The 17,687-nt window shown below is 62.7% G+C and carries 12 protein-coding genes, 2 rRNA genes and 1 pseudogene; 4 read left to right on the top strand and 11 right to left on the bottom strand.

The window, feature by feature from the left end; genetic code table 11:
- Nucleotides 1–21: 21 nt before the first annotated feature.
- The 4 genes and pseudogenes from lnt to ACP7AD_RS12590 form a co-directional block, all read right to left on the bottom strand.
- Nucleotides 22–1,674, bottom strand: coding sequence for an apolipoprotein N-acyltransferase (gene lnt / locus ACP7AD_RS12605; RefSeq protein ID WP_426147921.1), 1,653 nt, complete (start codon nucleotides 1,672–1,674; stop codon nucleotides 22–24).
- A gap of 37 nt (nucleotides 1,675–1,711) precedes the next feature.
- Entirely contained in the window at nucleotides 1,712–2,587 is an 876-nt protein-coding gene (locus ACP7AD_RS12600; protein ID WP_426147920.1) for an HlyC/CorC family transporter, read from the bottom strand.
- A 257-nt stretch (nucleotides 2,588–2,844) separates the two neighbouring features.
- Nucleotides 2,845–3,582, bottom strand: coding sequence for a GNAT family N-acetyltransferase (locus ACP7AD_RS12595; RefSeq protein ID WP_426147919.1), 738 nt, complete (start codon nucleotides 3,580–3,582; stop codon nucleotides 2,845–2,847).
- Between the two features lie 230 nt (nucleotides 3,583–3,812).
- Nucleotides 3,813–3,932: pseudogene (locus tag ACP7AD_RS12590) on the bottom strand (Lrp/AsnC family transcriptional regulator); the annotation flags it as partial.
- A gap of 155 nt (nucleotides 3,933–4,087) precedes the next feature.
- Here ACP7AD_RS12590 and hppD point away from each other — a divergent pair.
- Both hppD and phhA read left to right on the top strand, forming a co-directional pair.
- Nucleotides 4,088–5,203: a 4-hydroxyphenylpyruvate dioxygenase gene (gene hppD, locus ACP7AD_RS12585; protein WP_426147918.1), complete on the top strand. Its 1,116-nt coding sequence runs from the start codon at nucleotides 4,088–4,090 to the stop codon at nucleotides 5,201–5,203.
- The gene (gene phhA / locus ACP7AD_RS12580) at nucleotides 5,203–6,072 is read left to right on the top strand and encodes a phenylalanine 4-monooxygenase (protein ID WP_426147917.1); all 870 of its coding nucleotides are present in this window, start codon (nucleotides 5,203–5,205) and stop codon (nucleotides 6,070–6,072) included. The genes hppD and phhA overlap by 1 nt, the downstream gene beginning before the upstream one ends.
- Here the strand turns inward: phhA and ACP7AD_RS12575 are convergent.
- The 5 genes from ACP7AD_RS12575 to ACP7AD_RS12555 all read right to left on the bottom strand — a co-directional run bounded on the left by ACP7AD_RS12575 (nucleotide 6,069) and on the right by ACP7AD_RS12555 (nucleotide 13,983).
- On the bottom strand, nucleotides 6,069–9,467 hold the full coding sequence (locus ACP7AD_RS12575) for a response regulator (protein WP_426147916.1): 3,399 nt from the start codon (nucleotides 9,465–9,467) through the stop codon (nucleotides 6,069–6,071). The genes phhA and ACP7AD_RS12575 overlap by 4 nt on opposite strands.
- Entirely contained in the window at nucleotides 9,464–10,576 is a 1,113-nt protein-coding gene (locus tag ACP7AD_RS12570; RefSeq protein WP_426147915.1) for a response regulator, read from the bottom strand. The genes ACP7AD_RS12575 and ACP7AD_RS12570 overlap by 4 nt, the downstream gene beginning before the upstream one ends.
- 305 nt (nucleotides 10,577–10,881) lie before the next feature.
- A complete protein-coding gene (locus ACP7AD_RS12565; protein WP_426147914.1) occupies nucleotides 10,882–11,790 on the bottom strand; it encodes an esterase/lipase family protein in 909 nt (302 codons plus the stop codon).
- Between the two features lie 26 nt (nucleotides 11,791–11,816).
- On the bottom strand, nucleotides 11,817–13,442 hold the full coding sequence (locus ACP7AD_RS12560; RefSeq protein WP_426147913.1) for a GMC family oxidoreductase N-terminal domain-containing protein: 1,626 nt from the start codon (nucleotides 13,440–13,442) through the stop codon (nucleotides 11,817–11,819).
- A 28-nt stretch (nucleotides 13,443–13,470) separates the two neighbouring features.
- Nucleotides 13,471–13,983, bottom strand: coding sequence for a hypothetical protein (locus ACP7AD_RS12555; RefSeq protein WP_426147912.1), 513 nt, complete (start codon nucleotides 13,981–13,983; stop codon nucleotides 13,471–13,473).
- 77 nt (nucleotides 13,984–14,060) lie between these two features.
- Between ACP7AD_RS12555 and ACP7AD_RS12550 the strand changes: the two genes are divergently transcribed.
- Together ACP7AD_RS12550 and ACP7AD_RS12545 are read left to right on the top strand one after the other, a co-directional pair.
- Complete coding sequence (locus ACP7AD_RS12550) at nucleotides 14,061–14,807, top strand: FFLEELY motif protein (protein ID WP_426147911.1); 747 nt, start codon at nucleotides 14,061–14,063, stop codon at nucleotides 14,805–14,807.
- A gap of 207 nt (nucleotides 14,808–15,014) precedes the next feature.
- Nucleotides 15,015–15,935 carry an MBL fold metallo-hydrolase gene (locus ACP7AD_RS12545; RefSeq protein ID WP_426147910.1) on the top strand — a complete coding sequence of 307 codons (921 nt, stop codon included), beginning with the start codon at nucleotides 15,015–15,017 and terminating at the stop codon, nucleotides 15,933–15,935.
- A gap of 91 nt (nucleotides 15,936–16,026) precedes the next feature.
- Here ACP7AD_RS12545 and rrf read toward each other — a convergent pair.
- Together rrf and ACP7AD_RS12535 are read right to left on the bottom strand one after the other, a co-directional pair.
- Nucleotides 16,027–16,139 (bottom strand): 5S ribosomal RNA (gene rrf / locus ACP7AD_RS12540).
- 155 nt (nucleotides 16,140–16,294) lie between these two features.
- Nucleotides 16,295–17,687, bottom strand: a 23S ribosomal RNA gene (locus ACP7AD_RS12535); the annotation flags it as partial.

Genomic DNA, 17,687 nt, shown 5'->3' with positions numbered 1-17,687 from the left:
TTTATTTTACGCGGCCACGGTTCAGCCCCGGCGCCTGGAAACCAGCGCCAGCCCGAGCGCCCCCAGGCCCAACGCCCACAGCGGCCAGAGCCCGAAACGCCCGGCCCACCAGGCGTAGGGCGTGATGCTGCTGCGGCCCTGTACGTCGCCGCTCAGCGCGCCCCGGGTGTGGCGCGGCAGCGAATGCGTGACCTCGCCCCGGTAATTGATGATGACGGTGGCGCCGGTGTTGGTGGCGCGGATCATCGGCCGGCCAAACTCCAGCGCGCGCATGCGCGAGATCTGCAGATGCTGGTCGATCGCCACGGTGTTGCCGAACCAGGCGATGTTGCTGACGTTGACAAACACCGTCGGCGCCTGGGGGCCATCGACAAAGCGCGCGGCCAGTTCCTCGCCAAACAAATCCTCGTAGCAAATGTTGGGCGCCAGCCGCTGGCCCTGCCAGGCGAAGGACGGCTGGCCGACTTCGCCCCGGTTGAAGTCTCCCAGCGGAATGTTCATCAGGCGGATGAACCAGTGAAAACCGGGCGGAATTACCTCGCCGAAAGGCACCAGGTGGTGCTTGTCGTAACGGTAGGGCTCAGGCTGCAGCGGCGGCGCCGCCTCGCCGGGCAGCGCGGGCTTGAAGCCCAGCACCGAATTGGAATAGCCGGTGTTGAAGTCGCCCAGCGGCAGGCCGATCAGCGCGGCCTGGTCGCCGGTGGAAAAACGCGCCCGCAGCGCCTGCCAGTAACCGTCGGGCAATTGCTGCGGCAGCATCGGCAGGGCGGTCTCGGGCGCAATCACCAGCGCGCCCCTGGCGGCCTGCAGTTGCTCGCCATACCAGCCAAGCGCGGTGGCCACGCCGGTGCCGGCGACGAATTTTTCGTCCTGCGGAATATTGCCCTGCAGCAGCGTGACCGACATCGGCTTGAGGAGCGCCGGATCGGGCTCGACATCGCCGACATTGAAGACCGGCAGCCAGGCCACGGCGGCACTCGCCAGCACGCCGGCCAGCGCCGAGCGCCAGCGGGTCCGCGGCGCCAGCAGGCAAAACGCCAGCCAAGCGGCGACCCCCGCCGCCATGAAGCTCAAGCCGTGCACGCCGACCCATGCGGCCAGCGGCCTGGCCCAGCCGTCCACATGGGCGTAACCGCCCTCGCCCCACGGAAAGCCGGTGAAGAACTTGACCCGGGCGAGTTCGGCCAGCAGCCACATCGCTGCAAAAAACAGAGCACGCCACGCAGTCTGGACGGGCGAAAATGCCACAAACAGTGCAGAAGCAGCAGCATAATACAGCCCCAGCAATGCAGCCAGCAGCACAATCGCCAGCACCGTCAGCGGCGCGGCCAGCCCGCCGTACACATGCAGGGAAATGAACAGCCACCAGTAGGTCGCGCACTGCATGGCGACGGCAAACAATCCGCCCAGCCAGGCGCCGCGCCGCCAGTCGCGCGCGCCATCGAGTTGCCCGGCCAGCAGCGCCAGCGCCAGCAACTGCAGCCAGCCCACGGGCTGGCCCGGCGCCAGGCCGAGCACGGGGACGCCAAAGGCAAAAGGCCAGGCCATGCTGGCGGCATGGAAACAGCCGGCGGCCACGACAATGGCCAATTGAAGCCATGCCAGCCGGTCGCCTGCCGGTTCGATCCGCCGGATGCCGGGCTGGCCGAAGCGCACCGCCGCTGCAGACCTCATGCGCCCGACAGCCCGGACAGGCAGCTGATGCGCGGCGTCACGGCGCGTCGTTCGCCGGGACGGCCGTGGCGGCCGCTGGCGACACCTTGAACCAGCGCACCGCGCCGCCCTTGGTGTGCAGCACGGTGAACTGCAGGCCGGCCAGCGCGTAATGCTCGCCGCGTTTGGGCACATGGCCCATTTCATGCGCGACCAGGCCGCCGATGGTCTCGAAGTCGGTGTCCGGCAGCAGCACCTCGAACGATTCATTGACCCGCTCGACCGCCGTGTCGCCACTCACGCGGTAGGTGTGGTCGGTCAGCGCGAAGATGTCGCCGGCGTCTTCTTCAATGTCGAATTCATCCTCGATCTCGCCGACGATCTGCTCCAGCACATCCTCGATGGTGATCAGGCCGGCAACGCGGCCGAACTCGTCGATGACCACCGCCAGGTGGTTGTGGTTGACACGAAATTCGCGCAGCAACTCGTTCAGCCCCTTGCTTTCAGGCACGAACACCGCCGCCCGCAGCAGCGCCCGGATGTTGAGGTCGGGCGCGCGCTGCAGCTTGAGCAAATCCTTGGCCATCAGGATGCCGATGATGTTTTCCTTTTCGCCTTCATAGACAGGAAAACGCGAATGGGCGGTGTCGATGATCAGGTGCAGCAGCTCGTCGAACGGCGCATCGATGTTCACCAGGTCCATGCGCGGCGCGGCCACCATCACATCGCCGGCCGTCATGTCGGCCATGCGGATCACGCCTTCTAGCATTTCACGGCTTTGCTGGCCGATGACATCATTGTCCTGGGCTTCCACCAGGGTTTCGATCAGCTCGTCTTTGGAGTCAGGACCAGGGTGGAGCATTTCAGCGAGCTTTTGCAAAAAGCCGCGTTTGTCTTCGTTTTTGGAAGACCGACTGGGAGGAACATCGGACACGTAAGGGCGGTCGGTAGTGAATAAGCGGTCTAGGATAGCCGAATTTATTGACCGCCCGGAAGTTTGGGTAGCCCACAGGCAGCTATTGAAGCGCCGCCAAGCGACAGCAGAGTCAAGGCCACGCAGCACAAAAGCCGCGCAAGCGTGGCGACCCCGTACACCAGCAGGGGCCGCGGAACCGGCTTGGCCGGGCCGCAGGCGCAGCGGCCCCCTCGGGGGGCAGGAAGCTACACGCAGTGAGCGACCGTGGGGGCCTTTTACGCCTTCATGCGGTCGCGGCTGTCACGCACGCCGCGCCTGACTTCCTGCAGCAGGGCCAGGAAATCCCAGAACTTCTTGGCCTGCACCTTGAGCCGGTAGTCGGTCTGCGCGATCTGCTCGTCGAGCATTTCGCTCATGCGCGAGTCCAGATCCGCCGGCTGCACCTTGAGATAAGCCTCGGTTTCCGAACCGTCGCGCTCCACCGTGGCGCCGGCCTTGCGGGCGATGTTGAGCATGGCGGTGTTTTCGCTCAGCGCATGGATGAACATCATCTGCACGCCTTCGTTGCGCGAGTGCATCGCAGCCCGGTCGAACAGGCGCGCGCCATAGCCCCTGCCGCGCGCATGCGCCAGCACGGAAACGCCGAATTCGGCGCAGCTCTGGAGTTCAGGGTCGGTGGAAAAGGCCAGATGCGCCATGGCGATCAGTTCGAGCTTGCGGTTGTAGATGCCGAAGATTTCATCGCGCTCGAAATTGAGTCCGGCGACATAGCGCTTGATCTGCTCGTCATTCGCCGAATAGCCAAAGCGCAAGTAACGGTCCCGGGGCTCAAGCGCCAGCAGGTGCGCGGTGATGCGCTCGGTGTGGCCGGGGCCGATGGAGCGGATCGGCACTACGACCGACGTCGCACCATGAGCCGCCGCGAGGCGGGGTGCGCGGCCATACGCAGGCGAGCGGAAGAACGCCATGCTCGCCATGAGGGAGGCCTTTAAAAGTGTGCCGGGATGAACCATGGCTTAAATGTAAGGGTTAGCCCTAGATAGATCGCGCTCACAGCGTAAAGCCCTACAACTTCGGGCCAGCCTTAAATCAGACAAAATAAGGCTTTCAAGCACTACCAGAAAGCACTAGTAGCTATACAAAGCATAGCAATACCAGGTCACACTACCGACTCAAAAATGTTGCAGTGCAGCAACGTCAGGTGGTCGCGCTTTTGGTAAGGCCGGCAGCCCTGCGGAGTGCGTCACAAGGGAACGGCCGTGGCGGACTTCACCCGGTCGAGCACGAAGCTGCTTTTGCAGTCTTGCACGCTGGCGTGCTTGAGCAGCGTGATCATGATGAAGCAACTGTAGTGCGCCCTGTTCGGGACCAGCAAAATTTGCCGGTCGAGCTTGTCAAGTGTCTGCATCGGGTTTATTTTGCAGCTTTGCTGCGCGAAGCACGGGGTACGCGCCTTGATTTGCATGAATCCATACCGCCTTCGCCCAAAAAGTAGAGGCACGATTACCGGAGACAAACATGAACAAGCCTCTTTCCACCGAAGCTGACGCCGCTTGGGACAACCCGATGGGCACCGACGGCTTCGAATTCATTGAATACGCCGCGCCCGACCCGAAGGCCATGGGCGCGGTGTTCGAGCGCATGGGCTTCAAGGCGATTGCCCGGCACCGGCACAAGAATGTGCTGCTGTACCGCCAGGGCGGCATCAACTTCATCCTCAATGTCGAGCCCGATTCCTTTGCCCAGCGCTTTGCGCGCCAGCACGGGCCCAGCGTGTGCGCCATCGCCTTCCGGGTGCAGGATGCCAAGGCGGCCTACGAACGCGCCATTTCGCTCGGCGCCTGGGGCTATGCCGATACCTCGGCACCGGGCGAGCTGAACATTCCAGCGATCAAGGGCATTGGCGACTCGATCATCTATTTCATCGACAAATGGCGCGGCAAGAACGGCGCCCAGCTAGGGGCCATCGGCAATATCGGCTTTTACGATGTGGATTTCGAGCCTCTGCCAGGTGCCGAGCTGAACCCGGCCGGCCACGGCCTGACCTATATCGACCACCTGACGCACAACGTGCACCGGGGCCGCATGGCCGAATGGGCGGGCTTTTACGAGCGGCTGTTCAACTTCCGCGAGGTGCGCTACTTCGACATCGAGGGCCAGACGACCGGCGTGAAAAGCAAGGCCATGACCAGCCCCTGCGGCAAGATCCGCATCCCGATCAACGAGGAAGGAAACGAAAAAGCCGGCCAGATCCAGGAATACCTCGACCTGTACCAGGGCGAGGGCATCCAGCACATTGCGCTTGGCTCGGACGACCTGCTGGCCACGGTGGACGCGCTGCAGTTCGCCGGCATGAAACTCCTGACCACCGGCGACACCTACTACGAGCTGCTCGACCAGCGCATTACGGGCCATGGCGAGGATGTGGCGGCGCTGCGGGCGCGCAACATCCTGGTGGATGGCAAGCCGGGGGACTTGCTGCTGCAGATCTTCAGCGAAAACCAGCTCGGGCCGATCTTTTTCGAATTCATTCAGCGCAAGGGCAACCAAGGCTTTGGCGAGGGCAACTTCAAGGCGCTGTTCGAGAGCATCGAGCTGGACCAGATGCGCCGTGGCGTGCTGGAGAAAGTCTGATGGCCGTCAAACCTGCTGTTTATGGCGAATCGGAGCGCCCGCCGCGTGGCGATTACAGCCGCGCTGGCAGCGACTACACCTGCGCGCAGGACCATGCCGCCTACAGCGCCGCGCACCACGACACCTATCGCCGCCTGTACGCGCGGCAGTCGGCGCTGCTGCCGGGGCTGGCCTGCAGCGCCTTCATCGACGCGCTGCCGCATCTGGGCGCCAGCGATGCGATTCCGCGCTTCGAGGACATCAACGAGCGCCTGTTCAGCGCGACCGGCTGGCAGCTGGTCGGCGTGCCGGGGCTGATTCCCGAGGTGCCCTTTTTCAGCCTGCTGGCGGCGCGCAAGTTTCCGGTGACCGACTGGATCCGAACGCCGGCCGAGTTTGACTACATCGTCGAACCGGACATCTTTCACGACCTGTTCGGCCATGTGCCGCTGCTGTTCGAGCCGCGCTATGCCGACCACATCCAGGCCTATGGCGAAGGGGCACTGAAGGCCCATGCGCTGGAACATGGGCCGGAGCCGGTCCCTGGCGCGGTGGAAATGCTGTCGCGCCTGTACTGGTACACGATCGAGTTTGGCTTGATGCGCGACGCGCAGGCCGGAGGCCAGATCCGGGCGTATGGCGCGGGGCTGCTGAGCAGCCCCGGCGAGCTGGCTTACTGCGTGCAGTCGCACGAACCGCAGCGCACGCCGCTGCGGAACACGGCGGACCTGCTGCGCTGCATGGCCTCACGCTACAAGATCGACAGCTACCAGCAGCAGTATTTCGTGATCGACAGCTTTGACACGCTGCGGGCGCTGACCCGGCCCGACTTCAGGCCGCTCTACCAGGCGCTGAATGCAGAGCGTTCGCAGGGCACGCAGGCCGGCTAGGCGACGGCCTGCGCGGCGGGCCAGCCGGCGAGCAACTGGCAGGTCCCGTCGGCCAGGGCCATCAGCCTGGCCACCTGGACGGCCGCATCCGCCGGCCACTGGCCCTGCTGGCATGACTGTTCCAGGGCGGCGCAGGCCTCGCTCATGGCCTGCGCGCCCACATTGGACGCCGCGCCCTTGAGCGCATGCGCGGCACGCGACAGCACGGCGCTGTCGCAGGCGTCCAGGGCGTCGCGGATATCCCTGGTGCGCTGGGGCATCTCGGCGATGAACAGCATCACCACCTCGCGCGTCATGCTGAGGTCTTCATCGTCAAACTCGCGGAACTGCTCCAGCCGGCTCCAGTCGAACAGCACGGGTTCCGGCTCCAGGCCCGAGGGGGCTTGCAGCGAAGCAGGCATGGCGTCAGGAGCGATGATTTCCGCAACATTCTCGTGCCCGGGCTGCCGGGCATAACGCGCCAGCGCCTCGGACAACTCGTCAATGCGCAGCGGCTTGGGCAAAAAACCGATCATTCCGGCCTTCAGGCAGCGCTGGCGGTCCTCTTCCAGCACCGAGGCGGTCAGCGCGATGAGCGGCGGCGCCGACGCGCCGTGCGCGGCAAGAATCAGGCGCGAGGCGACAAAGCCGTCCATCACCGGCATGTTGGCATCCATCAGGATGGCGGCGAACTGGCGCGCTAGCTCGCCCGGGCCGGAGCGCAGCGACGCGGCGACCATGTCCACGGCTTCGCGGCCGTTGACCGCTGTGGCGGCCTCGTAGCCCAGCTTGGCCAGCATGGCCAGCGCGACCTTGAGGTTGATGGGGTTGTCGTCAGCCACCAGGATGAACTGGTTGCGATAGGCGACCGGCTTGGCCCTTGCTATTTTTTCAATAGCTGTCGGGGCAGACGTGACGCGCGCCAGGGCCTCAAACAGCTGTGACTGGCGGTAGGGCTTGAGCAGTCGCGCATTGAACACCCGAGCCGGCTCGCCGGTCGGCATGGTGCCCGAGGTCAGCAGCACGATGGGCGTGGCCGGCATGCGTTCGCGCAGCAGGCGGGAAAAGCTCAGCCCGTCCATCTCGGGCATGTGCATGTCGCTGATCACCACATCGACCGGATTCCCGGCCAGCCAATCCAGCGCCTCGGCGGCGCGCTCGAAGAGCATCGGTGTCATGCCCCAGCGCCTGAGCTGCTTGTCCAGGATGCGCAGGTTGAGCGGCGTGTCATCGACGACGGCCACGCGCTGGCTGACCAGGCTGACCAAGTGCAGCCCGGACAGCATGGCGACTTCGGGCGCATCGGCATGGCCCAGCCGGGCGGTGAACCAGAAGGTGGAACCCGCGCCGGGCGCCGACTCCAGCCCGATTCGCCCACCCATCAGCTTGACCAGACGCTTGCAGATCGCCAGGCCGAGCCCGGTGCCGCCGTATTTGCGGGTGGTGCTGGCATCGACCTGGACGAAGGACTGGAACAGTGCGGCCTGGCGGTCCGGCTCAATGCCGATGCCGCTGTCCTTGATCCGGAACTCGATCAGCGCGCCCTGGCTCGGGCTGAAGTCTTCCAGCATGTGGGCCGAGACCACCACCTGCCCCTGGTCGGTGAACTTGACCGCATTGTTCACCAGGTTGAGCAGCACCTGGCGCAGGCGCGTCACGTCGCCGCGCACCCAGCCGGGCAAGTCGTCGCCCAGGTCCACCAGCAGTTCCAGTCCTTTTTCACGGGCGCGCGGCGCGCCGATGTCGCAGGCTTCCTCAATCGTCGCCAGCAGGTTGAGCGCCTCGTCCTCGAGTTCGAGCTTGCCCGATTCGATCTTGGAAAAATCCAGCACATCGTTGATCACGCCCAGCAGCTGGTCGCTGGAAATGCGCATGGTGTGCACATAGTCGCGCTGCTCGGCGTCCAGCGGCGTGTCGGCCAGCAGCGTGGTCATGCCGACCACGCCGTTGAGCGGGGTGCGGATTTCATGGCTCATGGCGGCCAGGAACGCCGCCTTGGCACGGGCGGCGCCCAGGGCTTCGTCGCGCGAGGCGTTCAGCTCGGCGGTGCGGCTGGCAACCCGGTCTTCCAGCGTGTCGTTGGCCTCGTGCAGGGCCACGGTCTGCGCCTGGATGGCTGCCCGGTTGCGCTTGAGCTCCCGGGCGCTGTCATGCAGTGACCGGGACAGCTGGCGAACTTCGTCAATGCGGCTGGCCGGGTGCGTGGGCGGCACTTCGTCCCGCGCCAGCAGCGCCGCGGCTTCGCCCAGGCGCCGGAAGTGCAGGCTCAGCCGCCAGGCCAGCGCGATGGCCAGCAGCGCGCCCAGCGCCAGGATCAGTGCGGTCACGGCCAGCGTGTCCTTCAGGGCCGCCTGCGTCGCTGCGGTGAAGTCGCTTTCGGGGGCTGCCACCACCAGGCTCCAGCGCACGCCCATGCTTTCACCGAAGGGATTCAAGGCAACCACCAGGCTATCGCCTGCCATGGGAATGCGGCGCAGGAAAGACACGCGCTGCACGCTGGACTCCAGGGTTTGTCCCAGGCTGGAGACGGTTTCGCCGTAGGCTTGCCGGATGATTGCGTTGCGGCTTTGCAGTGGCTTGTAGCGCTGCACATTGCCGGCGATATTGGAAAAAAGTTCATCGCCGGTCGAACTGGCCACGGTAAAACCCTGTTCGTCCAGCAGGAAAACCGCGCCATGGGAACTGATCCGCATGCTCTGGAGCATCTGGTTCAGGCTTTTGAGCGGCAGGTCCACGGCAACCACGCCCAGGGCGCCGCCGTCAAGGCCGTAGACGGGTTGCGCCAGCGTCAGCTGCAATTGCAATTGCGGGTCATTCGAGGAAACCGATATCGGCGTGAAGGCCCGTCCCTTGTTTTCCATCGCCGCCTGGTACCAGGGCCGGTTACGCGGCTCGTAGTTGGCGTTTTCCGCAGACAGTTCCAGCTGACGGTCGCCTGGCGACGCGGCCATGAAAAAGTGCCGGCCCTCACCGCCCGCCTTGCGCTCGCTCACGCGCACGAGGGTGGCGGCATCCCGGGCGAAGGTGTCAACCGCCAGGAACTCCCCGCGATGGCTTCCCATGTACATCCGGGAAACATCGGGCGTCATGCGTGTCATGGCGAACGCGGCCTGCTCGAACCGTTCGGGCGACTCGATCAGCTGGCGCGCACGCAGCACGGCCGACGCATCGGGTTGCGCGTGAACCATGCCATTGAGCACAACATGGGCCTGCGCCAGATGGGTTTCCACACCGGTCTGGATGCGTTGGGTCATGTCTTCGATGATTTTTTCCGACAGCAGCTGCACGCTTTGCACATTGCTGCGGTACAAAAACCAGCCCACGGTGGCCGCCGGAAGCAGCGAGAACAGCAGCAGGCTGACGATCAGCACCGTCCGCAACGAGAACGTCCTGGCTGGCCTCAGGCTTGAATTCATGCAAGGCCCAGAATTTCCAGCGTGTCCATGGGCTGGCTGCGCCCCGGCACTTGGACCAGGGCGCGTTCACCGGTGCGCACCGCCCCGGTGACCAGGCGACATGCCTGCACGCTGGCAGCCACCGACCAGTGCAGGCGCGGCTCGCCCTGGAACAGCTTGAGCGCCGCCGTCACTGTGTCGCCCACCGGCGTGGTCTGGCCGGTGCGGCTGATCAGGCCGTCCAGGTGGGCAAAGGCCACCGGCCCACTGTGCAGCGCCACGCCCAGCGAAAACTTCGGCAGTCCGCGTCCGGCCAGGTTTTTCTGCGCATGGGCGTCAATGCGGCGGGTGGCATTCGTCAGCCCCAGCGCGGCGCGGACCGCCCGCAGCCCGTGGTTCACGGAATGGGTGTCGGCGGCATCGACAAAAATGCACAGCATGCCGTCACCGACAAACTGCATGTAATGCGCGCCGAACAGGTACACCGTGTCGCCAACGCTGCTGTAGAGCAGCTGGACGATCTCGCTGAGTTCGCTGCTGCTCAGCGCTTGCGTCCACAGCCCGTAGTCGCGCATGTCGGCATACAGCACCGTGGCGCTGTCAAACTTCTCGCTGCCCGGCATGGTGCCGCTGTCGGGCCACTGCTCGCTGAGCGCCTTGACCATGCGGCTTTCATACAGCGCGCCGATCTTGTGGCGCTGCTCGTCCAGCGCCAGCTGCACCGCCTTGTCAACGCCCTCGGTGCGCAGGGCTTCGGCCCGTTCACGCTTTTGCAGCTGCGCACTGACGGCTTCGCGCAGCTCCTGCGGCGCGAACGGCTTGGTCAGGTAGTCGTCGGCGCCGGTGGTCATGCCCAGTCGCATGTAGCTGCGGTCTTGCAGCGAGGTCAGCAAAATCATCGACGTGGCCGCCAGCAACGGGTCGCTTCGCACCTGATCGAGCACTTCGAAGCCATCCATCAGCGGCATCTGCACGTCGCTGACAACCAGGTCGGGCTTGTGTTCGCGAATGAGCGCCAGGCCCTTGGCGCCGTCTTCCGCAGCCACGACCTGATGGCCTTCCTTCTTCAACACCTGGCTGACCAGCAGGCGCGTGCCGGCATCATCATCAATCACCACGATCAGGGGCATAACAGTTCTCGCTCATTTTTTGACGGCTGACCGGTGGCGGCTGACGGACAAGCTTTTTGGCCAGGGTCCATGGGCGCCAGCAAAATCCCGACGCCGGCCGTTTTTGATTTGAACCGGTACATGTGTTTTTGTTGTTTTTTGAAAAACCGGAAAGCTGAGAAATTTACCCCAACAAATTCAATTGTCACAAATAAACAAGATTTATTCAAAATATTGCAAATTTAGGTCTTTATCCAAGGTGAAACTCCTCTTTTCCAGAGAGTAATGATGTGTAAACCAGACACGCTCATTCCTTGGCGTCGGACTCAGGAAGGGGCCGGGTCCAGCAAGGCCAGCGTGGACTGCATGATTTTTGGCACGAAGGCCATCTGCACATGCGCAGCGCCGCGAACCAGCCGGTTGCAGGCGCCCGGCAGCGTGGCGCTGGAGGCCGGGAACACGATGTTGTCGCAGTTCGAATACCAGCAGGTGAACAGCGCATGGCGGCCAATGGGCATTTCGTGGTCCAGCGTGGTGTGCCAGTCTGCGAGAAGGCGCATCTGGCGGCTGTTGCGGCCATGGCCGAAACGCGCCAGCCAGGTGCCCCGGTGCGGCGCGCCAATCGTCACCACATGGTGCACGCGCGCCTCGGCCTTCATCAGCTTGAGCCAGGCCCGGGCCGCCAGGCCGCCCATGCTGTGACAGACCAGCAGCGGCGGCAAGCCGGTGGCGTCGGTGATGCGCCGGACGGCCTCGTCGATTTGCGGCGCATAGTCGTCGATCGAGCCGAACAGCGGCTCCAGATTGACGGCGATGAAGGCGTGGCCACTGCCCTGCAGGCGCGCAAGCCACGGCGTCCAGATGCCCCGGTTGCAGAAAAACCCGTGGACGAACACCACGCCCCGGCGCCCTTGCACCCGCGCGGGCGGGCCAAGCTGGTCAGCGATGGCGTTCGGCCGGAAAGGCTGGCGCCAGCAAAAAACCCGGGGTGCCGTGACGGTTTCGCCCCGCCACGCAGCGAACAGTTCGCGCCAGCTTGGCTGGGGCACCGGATCGCTTTTATTCAGTTGCCTTGCCAGTATTAATTCAATAGCAAGAAAGCCAGAGTAGGCAAGCGCAATCGCCATAAAACCCGTAAAAGCCAGAATTGGCGCGCTGCGGCCGAAGTACAGCAGCCAGGCCGTAGCCGCAGCGATGATGGACAGGGTGATGAGCCGTTGCAGCGATGCGAGCATAAGGTCAGGCGGTGCGCGGCCGCCGCTCAGGCCAGCGCCACATAGCGGCCCGTCAGCGTTTTGGCCAGGCCTTGCGCCAGCCGATTCACCGCGCCATACACCGACAGTTGCGGGTTGGCGCCAATGCTGGTCGGGAAAATCGAGCCGTCGTGAATCGAGAGATTACCTAGTTGCCAGTGCATGCCATCCGGCCGGGTCACGCCCTGGCGCGCGCTGCCGGCCAGGCCGCAGCCGCCCATCACATGCGCGCTGACGATCTTCAGCAGGCGCGGCTTCATCGGCAGCGCCTGCACCGCTTCGCGCGCCTGCGCCCAAGAGGTGTAGGGCACGGCCATTTCGTGCAGCGGCAGCACCTGCCGGGCGCCGGCGGCGAACTGAATCTCCATCATCGACAGCAGCGCCCGGCGCGCGCCCTGCATGACGTAGTCGCCCAGCGGGTAGTCCAGCACTGCGGAGCCATCGCCGCGCAGTTTGACCTGGCCGCCCGGCGCTTCGTCGTGAAAGCCGTCGCGCAGCAGCGCCAGCAGGGTGTGGTTGTGGGGAAACGAGCTGAGCAGGTCATGCTGTCCCTGGCCAAAACCCGGCACGGTGGAAGCAAAGATCAGCGGATGCAGCGGCGGCGCTTCCAGCTTGTAGCCCATGGCGCCGTCGATCGGCTCGGTCTGCAGGAAGTGGTCGGTGTAGACCGACTGCGGCGCGCCGCTCCAAGCCTCGACCTTCTGGTCAAAAATGCTGGACGACATCACCACCGGATGCAAAAAGGTCCGGATTCCCAGCCGTCCGTGCGGATCGGGAGCGCCAGAGCGCAGCAGCACCGCCGGCGAGTTGATGGCGCCGCCAGCCAGCACATAATGATTTGCTATTATTTTAGTAGCTGCTTGTGCAGAGGGGAACTGCGCAAGAGCCCCATTTGGCTTGATATTTCGGCAGATCAGAGCCGTAACCCGGCCATTGGCCAGTTCAAAGCGCTCGGCGCGGGTTTCAGTCAGCAGCTGGGCGCCCAGGTCCAGTGCCGCCGGAATGGTGGTGACCAGCATCGACTGCTTGGCATTGGTCGGGCAGCCCAGCCCGCACGAGCCCAGATTCCAGCAGCCCTTGACGTTGCGCGCGATGGCCTCGGCGTGAATGCCGAGCTTGCGCGCGCCACGGCCCAGCAAGGCATTGTTTTCATTCGGCGGCATCTGCCACGGCGCGATGTTCAGCCGCTGCTCGGCCTGCGCGAAATATGGCGCCAGGGCGGCTTCGGTGTAGCCGTCCAGGCCGAAGCGGTCCTGCCAGAACTTCAGCGTCGAAGCCGGCGTTCGAAAGGAACTCGTCCAGTTCACCGTCGTCGAGCCGCCGACGCAGCGGCCCTGCAAAATGTTGATCGCCTTGTCCTCGGTCTTGCGCGCCGCGCTTTCCTGGTAAAGCGCCGGATAGGCTTCGGATTCCAGCTGGTTGAAGTCGCTGCTGCTCTTGAGCGGGCCTTCCTCGATGATCACTACCTGAAGCCCGGCCTTGGCCAGCAGTTCGGCGGTGATGCCCGCGCCCGCGCCGCTGCCAATGATCGCGACATCGCAGACGATTTTTTCGGGGACGGGTCCGAGTGCGCCGCCAAGGACTTTCCAGCCGCGCTTCAGTCCTTCCTGGATTGGGTCATTCAATGAGCTCATGGGTGGTTCGCCATTCAGCAATGGTTTGTCAAATTTTCATCAGGCCGGGGTAGCCCAGCAGGGGCCAGGTCGCGGCATCGGCAAAATATGCCCCGGTCGCAATGTCGTGCAAGGCAGCGTACGCCTGTTGGCGCAGGGCTAGGACGGACAGCCGCATGTCCTGGAGCGCCAGTTGCAGATCGGCGATGGACGCTTGAGCCCAGGGCTGGCCAAGGCCCGCCAGCGCAAACCGGCCTGGCGCGCTGGCCAGCACCGACAGCAACTGCGACAGCTCGGCCTGCGCGTGCGGTGGCAGCGCCTGCACCAGCGTGTCGATCCGCGTCAAGAGTCCCGCAATGGCTTTGTGGCGTTCGCCCTCCTCCACTGGCAGGCTCTTGTCCAGCACGGCCCGGCCGACAGCGGCAAACACGCCTTGGCCTGCGGCCGAAAGGCGGCCATCTTGCTGCAGGCCGGGCTGCAGCAGCCAGCCCGCAGCGCCGCCGACCACAGCCAACGCGGCCGCCGATGCCAGGCCCAGCTTGAGCAGTGTTCGTCTTTGCATGGCGAGAAGTTTCGCATGGCCCTGCCGGCGCCAATAGAGCACGGTCTCTAGAGGGGCTGGCTACACTGGCAGCCACTATGGCGACTCCGGCACACACCATCCAGGACGCATTGCAGCGCGTGGAGCGGTTTCGGCAGCAGCATGCCTGCGATCCGGCGCTGGCCAAGGCAATTTCCGAGGTCAAGCGTTTTCAGGCGCGACGTTTCCAGGCCACCTACGCCGACCTGCTGCACAACCCGCGCTATGCCAGGGCAGCCCGGTTTTTTTTGCAGGAGCTCTACAGCGACAGGGACTACGCCAGCCGCGACCAGCAGTTTGCCCGGATTGCCAGCACCATCACCAGGCTGTTTCCGCAGCCTGTCGTTGCCACGTCGGCGGCGCTCGCCGAGGTCCACGCGCTGACGGAAACGCTGGACGACCGAATGGCCCACGCCTGGCGCGCAGACACCCTAGCATCGCCGCAAGATGGCGAGTCTGCCCGCTATGTCCGTTGCTGGCGGCAGTCGGGCGACCGGGTTGCGCGCCAGCATCAGCTTGACGTGGTGCTGCAACTGGGGCGCGAACTTGACCGCCTGACCCGCGCACGCGGGCTGCGCACCCTGCTCAGGATGATGCGCCGCCCGGCAGCCGCCGCAGGACTGGACGCGCTTCAGCAGTTTCTGGAAACCGGCTTTGATGCCTTTGCGCAAATGGGTGGCGCGGAGGAGTTCCTGGCGCTAATCCGGCAGCGCGAATCCGAATGGATCCGCGCCCTCTTCGACGACGGCGATGTCGCCTGCGCGACTAAATTGAGCCATTTGCTGGCAGCCGACGGCGCGCATTAGGACAAGCCCGCTGAAGTTTCGGCAGTCAGGCTTTCACAATGGTGCGCAAGAACGGCATCAGCGCTTATTGCAAGCAGCACCTGACGGATATTTGAACGACCCCAATAGATTGAGTTTCACGATGCACTTCCCTAAATCCATGTCGAAAAAATCCCCAGGCGGGCATTGCATGCAACAGCCTGAAGTAATTAAAGCGATCTGCTGGTGATGGCGGCGAACTTCCTGCCGGAAGGCATGCATGTCTTTGAAAGAGGATGGCTTTCGAGCAACAACATCCTGTTTACCGGCGGCGACAAATCCCTGCTGATTGACAGCGGCTACTGCACGCACGCGGAGCAAACGCTGTCATTGGTTGAAGCCGCTCTGGGTAACTGCCCGCTGAATGTGCTGATCAACACGCATCTGCACAGCGACCATTGCGGAGGCAATGCCGCATTGCAGGTACGTTACCCAGCGCTCCAGACATGGATTCCTCCGGGGCATGCACGGGAGGTGGCGCAATGGGATGCTATTGCGCTCACGTACATACCCACCGGCCAGTTGTGTCCAAGATTCAGTTTTGACCAAACGATTCAACCTGGAACCGACATCCGGTTGGGCACGGCTGACTGGCAGGTTCACGCGGCCCCCGGGCATGACCCGCATTCGCTTATCTTTTTTGAACCCGTCAGCAGGGTTCTGATTTCAGCGGATGCTCTATGGGAAAACGGCTTCGGTGTGGTGTTTCCAGAACTTGAGGGAGCGAACGCCTTTTCTGACGTTGCCGCTACGCTGGCCCTGATCGGCCGGCTGAATCCGAAAACCATCATTCCAGGTCATGGGCGAATTTTTAGTTGCACAGCAGAGACGCTGTCCAAAGCGAACCAGCGCCTGGACGCGTTCACCGCCAGTCCGGTACGGCATGCACAACATGGGGTAAAGGTATTGCTCAAGTTCAAATTGCTTGAAGTCCAACGCCAGTCGACCGCTGACTTTACGCAATGGGCCATGACGACCTCATATTTTCAACAGATCCGGGAGCTTTTCTTTGCAGATATACCTATGCGTCTATGGATAGAGCAGTTGTGTAATGAACTGATCGCCGCTGGCGTTGTGGCACAGGAAGGCGAATACATCGTCAATTTATGAGGAGCAGGAAGCGCTGTTCAAGCGAATAAACGCGAGCCAAATGAAAAAGCCCGGTCGATCTGACGATCAACCGGGCTGGTTCGGGATAAGAGCCTGACGATGACCTACTTTCACACGGGAATCCGCACTATCATCGGCGCTGAGTCGTTTCACTGTCCTGTTCGGGATGGGAAGGAGTGGTACCAACTTGCTATGGTCATCAGGCATAACTGTTTTGATGAGCGGCTCCACACGGGAAGCAGCCCATCGAATTCATAGAGCAAATCAGCTGTAATTTAGAGTCTTGCGCGTCTTTTTTAGGGATGCGTCTTTTGAATGCGTCAGTCTTGGCATAACACCTTTGAATTAATCAAAGTTATAGGGTCAAGCCTCTCGAGCAATTAGTACTGGTTAGCTTAACGCATTACTGCGCTTCCACACCCAGCCTATCAACGTCCTGGTCTTGAACGACTCTTCAGGGGGCTCAAGGCCCCGGCAGATCTAATCTTGAAACGAGTTTCCCGCTTAGATGCTTTCAGCGGTTATCTCTTCCGAACTTAGCTACCCGGCAATGCCACTGGCGTGACAACCGGTACACCAGAGGTTCGTCCACTCCGGTCCTCTCGTACTAGGAGCAGGCTTCCTCAAATCTGCAGCGCCCACGGAAGATAGGGACCAAACTGTCTCACGACGTTTTAAACCCAGCTCACGTACCTCTTTAAATGGCGAACAGCCATACCCTTGGGACCGGCTACAGCCCCAGGATGAGATGAGCCGACATCGAGGTGCCAAACACCGCCGTCGATATGAACTCTTGGGCGGTATCAGCCTGTTATCCCCAGAGTACCTTTTATCCGTTGAGCGATGGCCCTTCCATACAGAACCACCGGATCACTATGTCCTGCTTTCGCATCTGCTCGACTTGTCAGTCTCGCAGTTAAGCACGCTTATGCCATTGCACTATCGTCACGATGTCCGACCGTAACTAGCGTACCTTCGAACTCCTCCGTTACACTTTGGGAGGAGACCGCCCCAGTCAAACTGCCTACCATGCACTGTCCCCGATCCAGATAATGGACCTAGGTTAGAACCTCAAACACACCAGGGTGGTATTTCAACGTTGGCTCCACCGGAACTAGCGTCCCGGCTTCAAAGCCTCCCACCTATCCTACACAGGTCTGTTCAAAATCCAATACAAAGCTACAGTAAAGGTTCATGGGGTCTTTCCGTCTTTCCGCGGGGAGATTGCATCATCACAAACATTTCAACTTCGCTGAGTCTCAGGAGGAGACAGTGTGGCCATCGTTACGCCATTCGTGCAGGTCGGAACTTACCCGACAAGGAATTTCGCTACCTTAGGACCGTTATAGTTACGGCCGCCGTTTACTGGGGCTTGAATTCTCAGCTTCGCCGTGAGGCTAACCGGTCCTCTTAACCTTACCGCACCGGGCAGGAGTCAGTCCGTATACATCGTCTTGCGACTTCGCACGGACCTGTGTTTTTAGTAAACAGTCGCTTCCCCCTGGTCTCTGCGGCCCCGATCCCCTCCGGACAGCAAGTGTCCATCAAGGTTGGGGCCCCCCTTCTCCCGAAGTTACGGGGGCATTTTGCCGAGTTCCTTAACCATAATTCTCTCGATCGCCTTAGTATTCTCTACCTGATCACCTGTGTCGGTTTGGGGTACGGGCGGCTAAAACCTCGCGTCGATGCTTTTCTCGGCAGCATAGGATCACCAAATCCCCCCAAACGGGGGTCCCATCAGATCTCAGGCAT

This window comes from Polaromonas sp. DSP2-3-2b2 (assembly GCF_049895905.1).
Classification (GTDB): domain Bacteria; phylum Pseudomonadota; class Gammaproteobacteria; order Burkholderiales; family Burkholderiaceae_C; genus Polaromonas.
The sequence above is the reverse complement of the archived record's forward strand: the minus strand, read 5'-3'. Positions and strand labels throughout refer to the sequence as shown.